We start from the raw sequence: 15,996 nt of genomic DNA, 5'->3' as shown, positions 1-15,996 counted from the left end.
AAAGGTTGTCACCCGCCTGCCTATCAACTCACCGTGACGCCTGATGGCGCCAGAGCCCGGACTGCGGGGGTCGTCCGCCATATGGGTGGGAATTGGGCAAGTCAGGGTTCAACGGCCAAAAACGCAGCAAAATAAACGCCATCGCCATGGACGCGACCGGGCAGAGATATGGCCGGGTCCGAGCCTTGTCAACGGCGGCCGCATTGCGGCTAATTCATCAAATTGACAGACTTTTCGCGTTGCAAAGGCCCCCTGAATTGGGCGAGTGTCCGCCCCGCTCGAGCAGCCCCCTGCTTCAACAAAAGGATTTTCCATGACCACCTCGTTCCCGGTAACCACCGGCCAGCGTTTCCGCCTCGCTTCCGCCCTGGCTGGCAGCCTCGCTCTGGCGCTGACCCTGGCGATCGCAGGCCCGCTCCGGGCCGCCGACGATCCGGTTCTGGCGAAGGTCAATGGCGCCGAGATCAAGAAGAGCGACGTCGCCATGGCCGAGGAGGAACTCGGACCGAGCCTCGCGCAGATGGACCCGGCTACCAAGGACGAGAACGTCCTGTCGTTTCTGATCGACATGAAGATCGTCTCCAAGGCCGCCGAGGACAAGAAGATCGCGGATAGCGAGGAGTTCAAGAAGCGCCTGGCGTTCGCCCGCAACCGCCTGCTGATGGACAACCTGCTCGCGGGCGAGGGCAAGGCCGCCACCACCCCGGACGCCATGAAGAAGGTCTATGAGGAGGCCTCCAAGCAGATCACCGGCGAGCAGGAGGTGCGTGCCCGCCACATCCTGGTCGAGACCGAGGACGAGGCCAAGGCGGTGAAGGCCGAGCTCGACAAGGGCGCCGATTTCGCCGAGCTCGCCAAGAAGAAGTCCAAGGATCCGGGCTCCGCCGACGGCGGCGACCTCGGCTTCTTCACCAAGGAGCAGATGGTGCCGGAATTCTCGGCGGTGGCGTTCGCGCTGGAGCCGGGCAAGATCTCCGACCCCGTGAAGTCGCAGTTCGGCTGGCACATCATCAAGGTCGAGGAAAAGCGCAACCGCAAGGCGCCGGACTTCGAGCAGGTCAAGGCCCAGATCGAGAACTACGTCACCCGCAAGGCCCAGGCCGACTACGTCGCCAAGCTGCGGAGCGAGGCCAAGGTCGAACGGATGGACCAGGCCGACGCCTCCAAGGACGCCAAGTCGGATGCCAAGCCGGATGCCAAGCCGGCCGACGCGGCGAAGCCCTCCGACAGCAAGATGGCTCCACCCGCCAAGAAGTAAGGCCGCTAAGAAGTAAGAATTCGCTGTCACTTCACGGACGCCAATAGTATCTAACGTCGCAATGGCCGGGCATCCCCCGGCCATCTGCATGTCCAGACCCCACCAAGGCGCCCCCCGATGTCCTCAGCCGTCTCCCCGCTCGCCCCGAAGAACGTTCCCGACATGCCCATGATCGCGGGGGTCCGTCTCGCGACGGCCGAGGCCGGCATCCGCTACAAGAACCGCACCGACGTGCTGCTGGCGGTGATGGACAAGGGCACCGCGGTCGCGGGCGTCTTCACCAAGTCGAAGTGCCCGTCGGCGCCGGTGGAATGGTGCCGCGCCAAGCTGAAGGGCGGCAAGGCCCGCGCGCTGGTCGTCAACTCCGGCAATGCCAACGCCTTCACCGGCAAGACCGGCCGCGCCTCCACCGCGCTGACCGCGAAGATCGCGGCCAAGGCGGTCGGGTGCAGCGAGGGTGAAATCTTCCTGGCCTCGACCGGTGTGATCGGCGAGCCGCTGGACGCGAACAAATTCGACGGCGTGCTGGGTCGCCTCGCCCAGGCCGCCGAGCCCGGCGACTATCTCGCCGCGGCCAAGGCGATCATGACCACCGACACCTTCCCCAAGGTCGCGACCGCGACGGTCAAGCTCGGCAAGGCCAAGGTCACCATCAACGGCATAGCCAAGGGCGCCGGCATGATCGCCCCCGACATGGCGACGATGCTGTCCTTCATTTTCACCGACGCGCCGATCGCGCCGGCCGCGCTCCAGGCCCTGCTCAAGGCCGGCGTCGAGGACACGTTCAACGCCGTGACGATCGACGGCGACACCTCGACCTCCGACACGCTGCTGGCGTTCGCGACGGGCGCTGCTGCCGCGCACGGTGCGCCCAAGATCAGCCGCGCCAGCGATCCGCGCCTGAAGGCCTTCGTGAGGGCGTTCAACCAGATCCTCGCCAATCTCTCCGAGCAGGTGGCCCGTGACGGCGAAGGCGCGCGCAAGCTGGTCGAGATCACCGTCGAAGGCGCCAAGACCAAGGCCTCCGCGCGCAAGATCGCGATGTCGATCGCCAACTCGCCGCTGGTCAAGACCGCGATCGCCGGCGAGGACGCCAATTGGGGCCGCGTGGTGATGGCGGTCGGCAAGGCCGGCGAGCCCGCCGACCGCGACAAGCTCTCGATCTCCTTCAACGGTATCCGCGTCGCCAAGAGCGGCGCGCGCGACCCCGACTATGACGAAGCCCAGGTGTCGGAAGCGATGAAGGCGCCGGAGATCGCGATCAAGGTCTCGCTCGGCCTCGGCAAGGGCCGCGACCGCGTCATGACCTGCGATCTCACGAAGGAATATGTGGCGATCAACGGGGATTACAGGTCTTGAGTCTTCTGCCTCTCCCCGTTCTTACGAGGAGAGGGTTGGGGTGAGGGGCCTCTCTCCACACGTGAGATCGGCGAGGCACCTGTACCCCCTCACCCGGAATCAGCGCTACGCGCGAATTCCGACCTCTCCCCGCAAGCGGGGAGAGGTGAACAAGTCTCACCCCGAGATCCGCGCGTCGGCGACGGCCTTCTTGAACAGCGCGTTCATCGCGTCCGAGATGCCTTGCGTCGGGCTCACCTCGAAATACAGCCCCGGCGAGGCACAGGCCTGCATGTTCTGCGCGATCTTGCTGTTCGGAGACGGCCCCCACGTCCCGGCGTTGAAGGGGGCGATCCATGTGCTGTACCAATTGTCGGTCGGGGGTTGATATGTTGTGTACAGCACCGCGATCTTGATACCCCGGTCCTTGAGCGTCTTGCAGAGCGCCGGATTGATCGGCGACTGACAGCGGTTTGTTGGGGTGTAAAGTGGATACGCAGCGGATGAGACGCTACACATCGTCTTGCCCGAGTTGGTCTCGTCGGCGACGCCATCCGATACAAGGAACAGATATTTCAGCGGTGAGGCGGATGTGCCGGGTCCCGGCGAGGCGATTTCGTTATTGATCGCAGGAAAAATGGTGGTGAAGGGCGTATCCTTGTCGGCAGTATACGCGTCATTCTGACCGGCCACCGCCATCAGGTCGATGCTTCCCGCCGCGGTCTTGGCGGATGTCAGACTCGACGAGAGCGAAAACAGATTTCTCAATCCGATCGTGGCTGACGCACCGCCGAAATCGTAGATCGCCATTCTGAACTGGTTCGTGTAAGTCTGCGTGTTCCTGGCTGTGTCCATCAAGTTCGCGCTTGCCTGGCGCACCACGTCGATTCGGGTCGTGATGCCATTTGCTTTGGCAATGTCGTAGTTGCTTGTGCCGGCCGCCTTGGTGGTGTCGTGACACGCGAATGCGCATCCACCTGTCCTTGCCTGCATATTCGTGATGTCCGTCGGCGTTGCTGCCACGCCCATCGACGGCGAATTGTCCAGCAAGAGGTAGAAGTCGACATAGAGCGGCATGGTGGCCGTCGCGGTGGACGTGCCGGTGAGGGCCAGCGAGGTCTTGCCGATCACACCGAGGAACATGGTGTTGACGGTGGCGCTGAACGTGACGGTCGAGGTGACGGTCGAGCCGCTCTTGACCACGGTCGGCGTGACGGTGCCCGGCGTATAGCCGGTCTGATTGGCAACGTTGGCATTGAAGATGTTCCGCGCGTCGGTGACGCCCACCGCAATCGAGCCGTCGGAGGTCATCGTGCCCGCGGCGGCAAAGGCCGGCGAGGCCTTGGCGATCGAGCCGACGCTGGCCGCATCGGCCGCAGCCTGAAGCTTGGACCGGATCTGCGTCGCGCGCGAGTAATCGACCGCGCAGCCGACCACCGTGATCAAGGGAACGCAGGCCAGCGCGAAGATCACCGCGATGTTGCCACGCCGGTCGCGGACGAAATGGCATAAGAGAGTGCGAAACGCAGCGCGCATAGCTCGGGTCCAGAGTGGTTTTAGGAGTTCCCACCCTAGGAACCGACGATTAAATATGACTTATGGGGTTCCCGGAAATGCGGCCGCGACGCAGTTAACGAACCGTTACGGATCATCTTCAACGAGCAATATTCTTGGCATGGCCGATCTCAAACTGACATTAGTGGTGGCCTGTGCGCTGGTCGACGCCGACAAGCGCGTCCTGATCGCACAGCGTCCCGAGGGCAAGGCGCTGGCGGGCCTGTGGGAATTCCCCGGCGGCAAGCTCGAGCCCGGCGAACGGCCGGAGCAGAGCCTGATCCGCGAGCTCCATGAGGAGCTCGGCATCACCGTCGCCGAGCCGTGCCTGGCGCCGCTGACGTTTGCGAGCTACGGCTACGACACGTTTCACCTCCTGATGCCGCTCTACATCTGCCGGCGCTGGGAAGGGCTGGTGACCGCGCGCGAAGGCCAAAACCTCGCCTGGGTCCGCGCCAACAGACTGCGCGACTACCCGATGCCCCCCGCGGACATCCCGCTGATCCCGCATTTGATCGATTTGCTGATGTGAGTTGAAGTGGCGCGGCACTCTCAACGTCATGCCCGGGCTTGTCCCGGGCATCCACGATCTTTGTGCCGAGCTGAAAGACGTGGATGGCCGGGTCATAGGCGAGCGGAAGCGACGCCGTCCTTCGGACGGCTATGCCCGGCCATGACGGAGGAGAGAGCTTACGTCTCTCCCGCCTTCTTCACCGCCTCCGCCAGGCTCGCTTTCGCCGATCCCGGCTTGAGCGGTTGCTGCTGGCTCGCATGCGGGGCCCAGCCGGACAGCCAGATGATGTCGAAGGTGGCGCGAATGCGGCCGTCGGCATCGGCGAAACGCTCGGCATAGATTTCGGCCATGCGCAGCAGCGTGGCGCGGCGGCTCGGCGCGCGGCGGCGCTCGATCAGCACGTTGGCCGCGCCCATGCGGCGCAGGTCCTGCATCAGCGCGAACGCATTGCCATAGCGCACCACGACGCGATCGACATCGGTCACCGGCAGCGCAAAGCCCGCCCGCTGCAACAGCGCGCCGATGTCGCGCAAGTCCGCGAACGGCGCCACGCGCGGCGACACCCCGCCCTCGCATTCGGCTTCCGCCGCGGCAAAGGCCTGGCGCAGCTCGGTCAGGCTGTCGCCGCCGATCATCGCGGCAAGCAGCAGCCCGTCCGGCTTCAGCGCGCGGCGGATTTGCGCCAGCACGCCCGGCAAGTCGTTGACGAATTGCAGCGCCAGCGCCGAGACGACGAGATCGAGACTCTCGGGTGCGAAGGGCAATTTTTCCGCGCCCGCCGCATCGAGCACGATCCGCGCGATGGAAGGAAGCCGCGCCCGCAGCCCCGCGAGCCCCTCACCGGGCGTCCAGAGATCGACCGGCGCATGAAACTCCCGCATCACCGCGGCCAGCCGGTCGGACATGTCCTCGGCGACACGATCGAGCAGGAAGCGCACGACACCCTGCGCCTCTGCCCGCCGCTGCCGCGCATGCAGCAGGGCGCGATCGAACAAGGCGGGCGGGGTTTGCGGGGTCTGGGCCATGCCGCTGGTTACGCCGATCACGCTGGGCATTGCAATCGCTCTCGTCTCCCGGACGCGCTGCAGCGCTCTTAGCGCTGCTGCGCAGAGCCGGGACCCAGAAGGCAACATCGTATGATGCGGTGAGATGGGCCCCGGCTCTGCAGCGCACCGCCGAAGTGGCGCTGCGCTGCGTCCGGGGCACGAGAGAGTGGCTTGAGCGCGGTCCAGCTGAACGCTAGCCTCCCCTCATGGAAGCCGAAAGCGCCCCTGTCCGCTCCATCGCTGCGCCGCTGCGGGCCGCATGGTCGGCTGGCTGCAGCGTGCTGACGCGGGCGGCGCGGCTCGCACTCGACATCGCATTGCCGACGCTGTGCGTCTCCTGTCGCGAGCCGGTCGAGGGCGAGGGCGTCTGTGCCGCGTGCTGGGCGAGGCTGTCGTTCATCGAGCGGCCCTATTGTCCGCGGCTCGGCATTCCCTTCGTCTATGATCCCGGACCCGAGATGCTGTCGATGGAGGCAATCGCGAGCCCGCCGGCTTACCAGCGCGCGCGAGCCGCCGTGCGCTATGACGACGTCGCGCGCACGCTGGTGCACGCGCTGAAATACCAGGACCGCACCGATCTGGCCCCGGCTATGGGCCGCTGGATGGCGCGCGCGGGCGGCGAGTTGCTCGCAGGCGCCGACATTCTGGTGCCGGTACCCCTGCACTGGCGGCGGGCCTGGCGCCGCCGCTACAACCAGTCCGGGGCGCTGGCGCACATCATCGAGCGGCAGAGCGGGGTCAAGGTCAGGGCTGAGGTGCTGCGCCGGGTGCGCGCTACCGAGCAGCAGATCGGCCTGTCGCGGGCCCAGCGCGCCACCAACGTACAGGGCGCATTCCAGGTATCCCCTGACCATCGGGCCGAGATTCAGGGCCGCCGCATCATCCTGATCGACGACGTCCTGACCACGGGTGCGACGCTGGACGCCTGCGCGCGGGCCCTGCTCCGCGCCAGAGCGGCCCAGGTCGACGTGCTGGTCTTTGCCCGGGTTGTCGAGAGCGGCCCCCGTCCCATATAGTTCAATGAATTCATGACATGAAAGCGCTGAACGAGATGACCGCTGCTGTCGAGATCTACACGAGGCCGGGTTGCGGCTATTGTTCCGCCGCGAGGTCCCTGCTGACCCGCAAGAAGGCGACCTTCGCGGAGTTCGACGTCGCCAAGGACCCGACCTGGCGCCAGGAGATGTACGACCGCGCCGGCGAGGGCTCGACCTTCCCGCAAATCTGGATCGGCGGAACCCATGTCGGCGGCTGCGACGAACTCTACGCGCTCGACCGCGAGGGCAAGCTCGACGGCCTGCTCGAAAGCGTGAAGGCCGTCTCATGAGCGACAACAGGACCTTCACCGCCGCGATGGTGCAGATGCGCACCGGCCTGATGCCCGGGCCGAGCCTCGAACAGGCCATCCGGCTGATCCGGCAGGCCGCGGCCAATGGCGCCGACTACGTGCAGACGCCCGAAGTCAGCAACATGATGCAGCTGAACCGCAAGGCGCTGTTCGAGCATCTCCAGAGTGAGGAGAACGACACCTCGCTGAAGGCCTACCGCGCGCTCGCGGCAGAGCTCGGGATTCACATCCATGTCGGCTCGCTGGCGCTGCGCTTCTCGCCGGAGAAAGCGGTCAACCGCTCGTTCCTGATCGGGCCCCAAGGCAACGTGCTCGCGAGCTACGACAAGATCCACATGTTCGACATCGAGCTGCCGGACGGCGAGAGCTATCGCGAATCCGCCAATTACCAGCCGGGCGAGACCGCCGTGATCTCCGACCTGCCCTGGGGCCGCGTCGGATTGACGATCTGCTACGACGTGCGCTTCCCCGCGCTCTACCGGGCGCTGGCCGAGAGCGGTGCCTATTTCATCACGGTGCCGTCGGCCTTCACCCGCAAGACCGGGGAAGCTCATTGGCACGTGCTGCTGCGCTCGCGCGCGATCGAGACCGGTTGCTTCATCTTTGCCGCCGCCCAGGCAGGCACCCATGAGAACAAGCGCGAGACCTATGGTCATTCGCTGATCATCGATCCCTGGGGCGAGATTCTCGCCGAGGGCGATGTCGAGCCCGGCATCATCATGGCGAAGATCGACCCGGCGAAGGTCGAGACCGCCCGCCGCGCGATCCCCTCGCTCCAGCACGGCCGCCGCTTTGGCGTCGCCGACCCCAAGGCGGGGCCGGATCATTTGCACCTCGTGCGGGGATCGGCATGATCCGCTACGCACTGCACTGCGACCGCGGCCACGACTTCGAAAGCTGGTTCCAGAGTTCTTCGGCCTATGATTCCCAGGTGAAGCGCAAGCTCGTGACCTGCCCGATCTGCGGCTCGGCCAAGGTCGACAAGGCGATCATGGCCCCGCGCATCGTCGGCAAGAAGGGCCGCGGCCGTGCAACGCCGCCGCCGGAGCCTGCGGCGGCGACCACGCCCGAGGCTACGCCGTCAGGACCGACCTCGCTGCTAATGGCACAGGAGCGCGAGCTGCGCGCCAAGCTGAAGGAGCTGCGCGACCACATCGTCAAAAACGCCGACAATGTCGGCGAGCGCTTTGCCAACGAAGCCCGCGCGATGCATTACGGCGACAAGGAGCACCGCCCGATCTATGGCGAGGCCTCACCGGAAGAGGCGAAGTCGCTGATCGACGAAGGCATCGAGGTCTCGCCGCTGCCGACGCTGCCGGAAGACAGGAATTGAGGTTCTCGCTTCTTCGTCATGGCCGGGCATAGCCGTCCGAAGGACGGCGTCGCTTCCGCTCGCCTATGACCCGGCCATCCACGCCTTTCTTTCCTACAGCACCGAGAACGTGGATGCCCGGGACAAGCCCGGGCATGACGGCGGCTGAAGAGCGCAGCTACACGCCCACCAGCAGCGCAACGCCCGCCACGATCAGCACGATCCCAAAAATCTCGCGCGGCGCGATCGGCTGCTTGAACGAGTAATAGGCGACGCCTTGTGCGAACAGCACCTCGATCAGCGCCAGCGTGCGGACATTTGCCGCCGCGGTCAGCGCAAACGCCAGAAACCAGAACTGTGACGAGAAGGCGCCCATGAAGCCCGCGAACAACGACGGCTTCCACAGGCCAAGGATCGCCTGAAGCACTTTCGGAGCGCGCCAGAGCAGATAAATCGACAGGATCACTGTCTGCGCGAACAGGCCCAGCACCAGCGTGAACGACGCCGCGGTGACGAAGGAGACGTTCGGCACGTTGATGATCGCACCGCGGAAGCCGACCGCGGACAGCGCGAACGCCGCGGCCGCGACAAGCCCAAGGATGGTCGGCTTCAATTCGGCAAAGCTCTTCTCTCCGCCGGGCCGGAGCGCCGTGATGACGACGCCGATGGTCGCGATCACGATCGCCAGCACCTTCGGCCAGGTCAGGTGATCGCCGAGGAAGACGAAGCCGAAGATCGCGGTCTGGATCGCCTCGGTCTTCAGGTAAGCCGTGGTCACCACGAACGAGTGGTCATTCATCGCCAGCAGCATCAAGCCGGTGCCGACGATCTGGCTGAGCGCCCCGAGCAGCAGCCACGGCCAGAACGCCGACGGCGGCATGCCGAGATGATCACCGGTCGCGACCAGCACCAACCCCAAGAACAGCAGCGAGAACGGGAAGCCGAACAAAAAGCGGATGTTGGTCGCGCCCCAGGTCCCCAGCGGCTTGGTCAGCGACCGCTGCATCGCATTGCGCGCGACCTGCCCGAGCGCTGCGATGACGGTAAAGGGAATCCAGAGACTGGTGATGGTGAGCATGGGGGGTGAAAACAGGCGGAGGGCTGAAGACTTCGGCCAGCCTGACGCTAGCCGCGAGGCACGTCAATCACGCTCACGTCATAGGAGCGATGCTCGCGCCCTACTCGTCCCCCTCACACCATCCCTTCCGCCACCACCATGTAGTTCACGTCCATGTCCGACGAGAGCGACCATTTGTCGGCGAAGGGGGAGTAGACGACGCCGGTCTGCTCGGTGATGACGAGGCGGTTGTCGAGGAGGTATTTGGTCAGTTCGTCCGGAGTGACGAACTTGTTCCATTCGTGGGTGCCGCGCGGCAGCCAGCGCAGGACGTATTCGGCGCCGACGATGGCGAGCGCAAAGCTCTTCCAGTTTCGGTTCAGGGTCGAGACCACCATCAGGCCGTTCGGCTTCAGCATCGCGGCGCAGCGCTTGAGGAAGACGCCGACGTCGACGACGTGCTCGACCACCTCCATCGCCAGCACGATGTCGAAGCGCTCGCGCGGGTCGATCTCCTCCACCGTGGTGCAGCGGTAGTCGATCGCAAGATGGCTCTTGTCGGCATGCAGCTTCGCCGCGGCGATGTTGCTGGCCGACGGATCGACGCCAATGACCTGCGCGCCGAGACGCGCCAGCGGCTCGCACAACAGGCCGGCGCCGCAGCCGATGTCGAGCACGCGCAAGGACCCGAGGCAGTTCAGGCTGCGCACATTGCGCTCGAACTTGCGGCAGGCGGCGTCGCGGATATAGCCGAGCCGCAGCGGGTTGATCCGGTGCAGCGGCGCCATCTTGCCCTTGGGGTCCCACCACTCCGCGGAGAGTTTTGAGAATTTCGCGATCTCGGCGGCGTCGACGGTCGAGCCCGGCTGGGCGGTTGCGGTGGCGGAGGTATTTTGCTGCATGCTCATGGTTACGCGCGGTCCTACCGCGTGGTGATCGAACTACGGAAGGCGAGCGGCGAGGCGATGGTGCGGATGGTTTCGCGGCCTTCGCCGACGCCGTTGATGGTCACGTCGCCGTAGTTGAGAATTCGTCCAAGAATCGACTGGTTGACGTCGACACTCTCGACCTTGTCGAGCGCCATTTCAAAGGTGCGGCGCTTGATGAACCCGGTCTTGTGCACAACCCTGAGGTTGGTGACGTCGGTCTCGGTGGTGAAGCGGTGGAACCAGCCCTTCACAGTCCAGAACAGGGCCGCCAGAGCCACCACGCCCGCGGCGATGAGGCAGAGGATCACAAGCCCGTCGACCGTGGTCTGCCGCGACAGAACCAGAAGGCCTAAGGCCACGATCCAGGCCACAATCGCCGGAAAATGGAAGATCCAGTGCGCATTGGTCGAATACAGCACCCGCTCTCCGGGCTGCAGGATTTCGTCAATATAGCGCGCCATGACCTCGGTTAACCCATTGCACGGATTGGCCCCGCAGGAACCCGCTTGCCCCCGGCCCCGCCCCTCTGTATACGCGCGGTCGGTATCCCCTGGCATCCGTCCAGCGCGGGTCACCATACTGATCCTTATGAAGGAATGCACGCGTCGTCATGAGCCGCCTCGTGATGAAATTCGGCGGCACGTCCGTCGCCAACATCGATCGTATCCGCAACGTCGCGCGCCATGTGAAGCGTGAGGTCGACGCCGGCCATGAGGTGGCCGTGGTCGTCTCGGCGATGTCCGGCAAGACCAACGAGCTGGTGGCCTGGTGCACCGAGGCCTCGCCGATGCACGACGCGCGCGAATACGACGCCGTGGTGGCCTCGGGCGAGCAGGTGACGTCCGGCCTTCTTGCCATCGTGCTGCAGGGCATGGGCATCCAGGCCCGCTCCTGGCAGGGCTGGCAGATCCCGATCAAGACCAGCGACGCCCATGCCTCGGCCCGGATCGAGGACATCGACGGCAGCGAGATCGTCAAGCGCTTCCAGGAGCGCAAGGAAGTCGCGGTCATTGCCGGCTTCCAGGGCATCAACCCCGAGACCAATCGCATCACCACGCTCGGCCGCGGCGGCTCGGACACCTCGGCCGTGGCGGTTGCCGCGGCCGTCAAGGCCGACCGCTGCGACATCTACACCGACGTCGACGGCGTCTACACCACCGACCCGCGAATCGTGCCGAAGGCCAAAAGGCTCGACAAGATCGCATTCGAGGACATGCTGGAACTGGCCTCCCAGGGTGCCAAGGTGCTCCAGGTCCGCTCGGTGGAACTCGGCATGGTCCACAACATGCCGATCTTCGTCCGCTCGAGCTTCGACAAGCCCGAGGATATCGACCCGCATGCCAACCAGCCGCCCGGCACGCTGATCTGCAGCGAGGAGGAGATCATGGAAAGCCACGTCGTCACCGGCATCGCCTTTTCGAAGGACGAGGCCCAGATCTCGGTGCGCCAGATCGAGGACAAGCCGGGCGTTGCCGCTTCGATCTTCGGTCCGCTGGCGGATGCCAACATCAACGTCGACATGATCGTGCAGAACGTGTCCGAGGACGGCAAGACCACCGATCTCACCTTCACCGTGCCCGCCGCCGACTACACCCGCGCCAAGGACACGATCACCGCCGCCAAGGACAAGATCGGTTATGCACGGCTGGATACAGCCACCGACGTCGCAAAGATCTCGGTGATCGGCAGCGGCATGCGCAGCCATGCCGGCGTCGCCGCCCAGGCGTTCTCGGCTCTCGCGGGGCGGAATATCAACATCCGGGCCATCACAACCTCCGAGATCAAATTCTCGGTGTTGATCGACACGGCTTACACCGAGCTGGCGGTGCGCACCCTCCACACGCTCTACGGCCTCGATCAGGCCTAAAGCGCGACCCGTCATCGCGCTTCAGATTGTCGTTTAAGCATGGTCTTTGCGGACAACCGCTTCGCACTTTTCCGGACCATGCCTAGGCTAATTTTCTCTTAGCGGTCGCAGCAAACGCGAAGGTGTACACACCTTCGCGTTTGGCAGGCGTTTTGCTTGGCAAAACAAGCCTCAATTCGCTATACGGCGAACAGGGTGGGCTGCCGCAGACTGTGTCCCAGTTCAGGCCGCTGATTCGGTGCAAGCGAGGGTTTGCGCCTGCGCCGGACAAACAATTTGGTTGTTTTTCTGGAATTTTTGGCCAGCCGCCGGCCGATACCGCCGGGCCCGGCAGACGGAGGAGATTGCGGTACATGCGGAGCGCGTCGGGAGGTCCCCGCGTCTTGTTGAGACGGCTCCGCGAAACCATGGCGGAGCAGGTCTCGGCCCAGGAGCGGCTGGACAAGATCGTGGTGCTGATCGCCGCCAACATGGTGGCCGAGGTGTGCTCGGTCTATGTGCTGCGCATCGACAACACGCTCGAGCTCTACGCCACCGAAGGCCTCAACCGCGAGGCGGTGCACCACACCGTGCTCAGCGCCCATGAGGGCCTGGTCGGCCTCGTCGCCAGCGAGGCGACGCCGCTCAACCTGAGCGATGCGCAGAGCCACCCGGCCTTCTCGTTCCGCCCCGAGACCGGCGAAGAAATCTATCACTCGTTCCTCGGCGTGCCGATCCTGCGAGCCGGCAACACGCTCGGCGTGCTGGTCGTGCAGAACCGTGCCAAGCGCAACTATGTCGAGGAGGAGCTCGAGGCGCTTCAGACCACCGCGATGGTGCTGGCGGAGCTGATCGCCTCCGGCGAGCTGTCCGCCCTCGCCCCGCCGGGCATGGAGCCTGCCGCACGCCATTCCGCGCAGAAGGTCGGCGCCATCCTGTCGGAAGGCATCGCGCTCGGCCATGTCGTGCTGCACGAGCCGCGCGTCGTCATCAAGGACTACATCGCCGAGGACCTGCCGAAGGAGATCAAGCGGCTCGACACCGCGCTCGCCAAGCTGCGCGCCGATCTCGACCGCATGCTGGAGCGCGGCGACGTCGCCGAGGGCGGCGAGCATCGCGAGGTGCTGGAAGCCTACCGCATGTTCGCCAACGACCAGGGCTGGTCGCACAAGCTGCACGAGGCGGTCGCCACCGGCCTCACCGCGGAAGCTGCCGTCGAGCGCGTGCAGTCCGACACCCGCGCGCGCATGCTGCGCTCGACCGATCCTTACTTACGCGACCGGCTGCATGATCTCGAGGATCTCGGCTACCGCCTGATGCGGCAGCTGGTCGGCCAGGACCACGCGCCCTCGCGCGAGCAATTGCCCGACAATGCCATCGTCATCGCGCGCGCAATGGGACCGGCGGCGCTGCTCGACTACGATCGCAAGCGCCTGCGCGGCATCGTGCTGGAGGAAGGCACCGCCAATTCCCACGTCTCGATCGTGGCGCGCGCGCTCGGCATTCCCGCGGTTGGCGAGGTGCCGAACGCACCGGGTATCGCCGATCCCGGCGATGCCATCATCGTCGACGGCACCTCGGGGTCGATCTATGTGCGCCCGTCGCAGGAGATCGAGGCCGCCTTTGCCGAGCGCGTGCGCTTCCGCGCCCGCCGCCAGGCGCAGTACCTGGCGCTGCGCGACCGCCCCTGCGTCACCAGGGACGGCCAGACGGTCGAGCTGATGATCAATGCAGGTCTTGCGATCGACCTGCCGCATATCGAGGATACCGGCAGCGCCGGCATCGGCCTGTTCCGCACCGAGCTGCAATTCATGGTCGGGCAGAGCCTGCCGCGCACCAGCGACCAGCTCGCGCTGTATCGTACCGTGCTGGATGCGGCCGGCACCAAGCCCGTCACCTTCCGCACCCTCGACATCGGCGGCGACAAGGCGCTGCCCTATATGGAAGCCGTGATCGAGGAAAATCCCGCGCTCGGCTGGCGCGCGATTCGGCTTGGGCTCGATCGTCCCGGCCTGCTCCGCGGCCAGATCCGCGCGCTGCTGCGCGCCGGCGGCGGCCGCGCGCTGCGCATCATGTTCCCGATGATCTCTGAGGTCGCCGAATTCGACTCCGCAAAGGCGCTGGTCGAGCGCGAGCTGACCTATCTGCGCCAGCACGGCCACACGCTGCCTGAAAGAATCGACATCGGCACCATGGTCGAGGTGCCGGCGCTGCTCTACCAGCTCGACGAGCTGCTGAAGAAGGTGGACTTCATCTCGGTCGGCTCCAACGACCTGTTCCAGTTCCTGTTCGCGGTCGATCGCGGCAATGCCAAGGTGTCCGAGCGCTTCGACACCATGTCGGCGCCGATCCTGCGCGTCTTGCGCGAGATCGCGCGCAAATCGAACGCGGCGAAGAAGTCGCTGTCGCTGTGCGGCGAGATGGCCTCCAAGCCGATCGGCGCATTGGCGCTGATCGCGATGGGCTATCGCTCGCTGTCGCTGTCGGCAACCGCACTCGGCCCGGTCAAGGCGATGGTGATCGACCTCGACGCCAAAAAGGCCGAAGCGATGCTCGACCCGCTGCTGGATGCGCCCTCCGGCAGCGTCTCGATCCGGCAGAAGCTGACGGAATTTGCCGAGGCCGAAGGCCTGGCCTTGTAGCGGGCCTGTCGCCCCTTCCCGCCGCCGCGCCGCTTTCCGCACTTTGAGACTGAACCGATGTCGTCACTCCCTGAAGCCAAACTGGACGTCCTGCTCGCGCATCATGCTTGGCTCGAGGCTGAATCGCTGGGGCAGCTCGCCTCCGACCGCTATGTGCAGATCACCCGCGAGCTCGCCGAGATCACGCCGCTGATCGAGGCGGTGAAGGCTTATCGTTCTGCCGTGAAAGAGCTCGCCGACACCGAGGCGCTGATTGCCGATCCCGCGACCGATTCCGAGATGCGCAGCATGGCGGAGAGCGAGCGCGACGAGCTGGCGCCGAGGATCGAGGAGCTGGTCCAGAAGATCCGGGTGGCGCTGCTGCCCAAGGACGCCATGGATGACCGCAACGTCATGCTGGAAATCCGCGCCGGCACCGGCGGCGACGAAGCCTCGCTGTTCGCCGGCGACCTGTTCCGCATGTACGAGCGTTTCGCCAGCTTGCAGGGCTGGAAGGTCGAGGTGATCTCGGCGAGCGAAGGCACCGTCGGAGGCTACAAGGAAATCATCGCGGAGGTGCAGGGGCGCGGCGCGTTCTCCAAGCTGAAATTCGAATCCGGCGTACATCGCGTGCAGCGCGTGCCCGATACCGAAACGCAGGGGCGCATCCACACCTCCGCGGCGACGGTCGCGGTGCTACCGGAGGTCGAGGACGTCGACGTCGACATCAAGAACGACGACCTGCGCATCGAGACCATGCGCGCGCAGGGCGCGGGCGGCCAGCACGTCAACAAGACGGAATCGGCGATCCGCATCACCCACATCCCGACCGGCATCGTGGTGATGATGCAGGACTCGCGCTCGCAGCACAAGAATCGCGCCTCGGCCATGAACATCCTGCGCTCGCGCATCTACGACGCCGAGCGCCAGCGCGTCGATGCGGCGCGCTCGGCCGAGCGTAAGGAGAAGGTCGGCTCCGGCGATCGCTCCGAGCGCATCCGCACCTACAATTTCCCGCAAGGCCGCGTCACCGACCACCGCATCAACCTGACGCTCTACAAGCTGCCGCAGGTGATCGCGGGCGAAGCGCTAGGCGAATTGATCGACGCGCTGACCACCGAGCATCAGGCCGCGCAGCTCGCCGCGCAAGGCGCTGCGGCTTGAAGCTCGCGC

The 15,996-nt window shown here is 65.5% G+C and carries 15 protein-coding genes; 10 read left to right on the top strand and 5 right to left on the bottom strand.

The window, feature by feature from the left end:
- Window positions 1-313: 313 nt before the first annotated feature.
- Complete coding sequence (locus QA642_RS02990) at window positions 314-1,258, top strand: peptidylprolyl isomerase (protein WP_283083320.1); 945 nt, start codon at window positions 314-316, stop codon at window positions 1,256-1,258.
- Between the two features lie 117 nt (window positions 1,259-1,375).
- Window positions 1,376-2,617, top strand: a complete 1,242-nt coding sequence (gene argJ / locus QA642_RS02985) for a bifunctional glutamate N-acetyltransferase/amino-acid acetyltransferase ArgJ (RefSeq protein WP_283083319.1) — start codon at window positions 1,376-1,378, stop codon at window positions 2,615-2,617.
- 156 nt (window positions 2,618-2,773) lie between these two features.
- Here argJ and QA642_RS02980 read toward each other — a convergent pair whose 3' ends face one another.
- On the bottom strand, window positions 2,774-4,132 hold the full coding sequence (locus QA642_RS02980; protein ID WP_283083318.1) for a TadE/TadG family type IV pilus assembly protein: 1,359 nt from the start codon (window positions 4,130-4,132) through the stop codon (window positions 2,774-2,776).
- A gap of 139 nt (window positions 4,133-4,271) precedes the next feature.
- On the opposite strand from QA642_RS02980, the gene QA642_RS02975 reads away from it, so the two are divergent.
- Window positions 4,272-4,682 (top strand): (deoxy)nucleoside triphosphate pyrophosphohydrolase, encoded by a 411-nt coding sequence (locus tag QA642_RS02975; RefSeq protein WP_283083317.1) that lies wholly within the window; start codon window positions 4,272-4,274, stop codon window positions 4,680-4,682.
- Window positions 4,683-4,840: 158 nt separating this feature from the next.
- Here QA642_RS02975 and QA642_RS02970 read toward each other — a convergent pair whose 3' ends face one another.
- Window positions 4,841-5,719, bottom strand: a complete 879-nt coding sequence (locus QA642_RS02970; RefSeq protein ID WP_283083316.1) for a methyltransferase domain-containing protein — start codon at window positions 5,717-5,719, stop codon at window positions 4,841-4,843.
- A 197-nt stretch (window positions 5,720-5,916) separates the two neighbouring features.
- On the opposite strand from QA642_RS02970, the gene QA642_RS02965 reads away from it, so the two are divergent.
- From QA642_RS02965 to QA642_RS02950, 4 genes are read left to right on the top strand one after another with little or no spacing between them, the layout of a single operon-like run.
- The gene (locus tag QA642_RS02965) at window positions 5,917-6,726 is read left to right on the top strand and encodes a ComF family protein (protein ID WP_283083315.1); all 810 of its coding nucleotides are present in this window, start codon (window positions 5,917-5,919) and stop codon (window positions 6,724-6,726) included.
- A gap of 35 nt (window positions 6,727-6,761) precedes the next feature.
- Window positions 6,762-7,037: a glutaredoxin 3 gene (gene grxC, locus QA642_RS02960; protein WP_283087140.1), complete on the top strand. Its 276-nt coding sequence runs from the start codon at window positions 6,762-6,764 to the stop codon at window positions 7,035-7,037.
- Window positions 7,034-7,912, top strand: coding sequence for a carbon-nitrogen hydrolase family protein (locus tag QA642_RS02955; protein ID WP_283083314.1), 879 nt, complete (start codon window positions 7,034-7,036; stop codon window positions 7,910-7,912). The genes grxC and QA642_RS02955 overlap by 4 nt, the downstream gene beginning before the upstream one ends.
- Complete coding sequence (locus tag QA642_RS02950; RefSeq protein ID WP_283083313.1) at window positions 7,909-8,391, top strand: DUF1178 family protein; 483 nt, start codon at window positions 7,909-7,911, stop codon at window positions 8,389-8,391. Before QA642_RS02955 ends, QA642_RS02950 begins: the two co-directional genes overlap by 4 nt.
- A gap of 157 nt (window positions 8,392-8,548) precedes the next feature.
- Here the strand turns inward: QA642_RS02950 and QA642_RS02945 are convergent, their stop codons facing one another.
- The 3 genes from QA642_RS02945 to QA642_RS02935 all read right to left on the bottom strand — a co-directional run bounded on the left by QA642_RS02945 (window position 8,549) and on the right by QA642_RS02935 (window position 10,817).
- Window positions 8,549-9,448 (bottom strand): EamA family transporter, encoded by a 900-nt coding sequence (locus tag QA642_RS02945; protein WP_283083312.1) that lies wholly within the window; start codon window positions 9,446-9,448, stop codon window positions 8,549-8,551.
- Between the two features lie 113 nt (window positions 9,449-9,561).
- A complete protein-coding gene (gene ubiG, locus QA642_RS02940; RefSeq protein ID WP_167381064.1) occupies window positions 9,562-10,335 on the bottom strand; it encodes a bifunctional 2-polyprenyl-6-hydroxyphenol methylase/3-demethylubiquinol 3-O-methyltransferase UbiG in 774 nt (257 codons plus the stop codon).
- Between the two features lie 14 nt (window positions 10,336-10,349).
- On the bottom strand, window positions 10,350-10,817 hold the full coding sequence (locus QA642_RS02935) for a PH domain-containing protein (RefSeq protein ID WP_283083311.1): 468 nt from the start codon (window positions 10,815-10,817) through the stop codon (window positions 10,350-10,352).
- Window positions 10,818-10,966: 149 nt separating this feature from the next.
- Between QA642_RS02935 and QA642_RS02930 the strand changes: the two genes are divergently transcribed.
- The 3 genes from QA642_RS02930 to prfA all read left to right on the top strand — a co-directional run bounded on the left by QA642_RS02930 (window position 10,967) and on the right by prfA (window position 15,987).
- Window positions 10,967-12,223, top strand: coding sequence for an aspartate kinase (locus tag QA642_RS02930; RefSeq protein WP_283083310.1), 1,257 nt, complete (start codon window positions 10,967-10,969; stop codon window positions 12,221-12,223).
- Between the two features lie 353 nt (window positions 12,224-12,576).
- Window positions 12,577-14,844 carry a phosphoenolpyruvate--protein phosphotransferase gene (gene ptsP, locus QA642_RS02925; RefSeq protein ID WP_283083309.1) on the top strand — a complete coding sequence of 756 codons (2,268 nt, stop codon included), beginning with the start codon at window positions 12,577-12,579 and terminating at the stop codon, window positions 14,842-14,844.
- 57 nt (window positions 14,845-14,901) lie between these two features.
- On the top strand, window positions 14,902-15,987 hold the full coding sequence (gene prfA, locus QA642_RS02920) for a peptide chain release factor 1 (protein WP_283083308.1): 1,086 nt from the start codon (window positions 14,902-14,904) through the stop codon (window positions 15,985-15,987).
- Window positions 15,988-15,996 lie beyond the last annotated feature (9 nt).

Origin of the sequence: Bradyrhizobium sp. CB2312 (assembly GCF_029714425.1) — a bacterium.
Taxonomy (GTDB): domain Bacteria; phylum Pseudomonadota; class Alphaproteobacteria; order Rhizobiales; family Xanthobacteraceae; genus Bradyrhizobium.
This window is presented reverse-complemented; position numbering and strand designations above follow the sequence as displayed.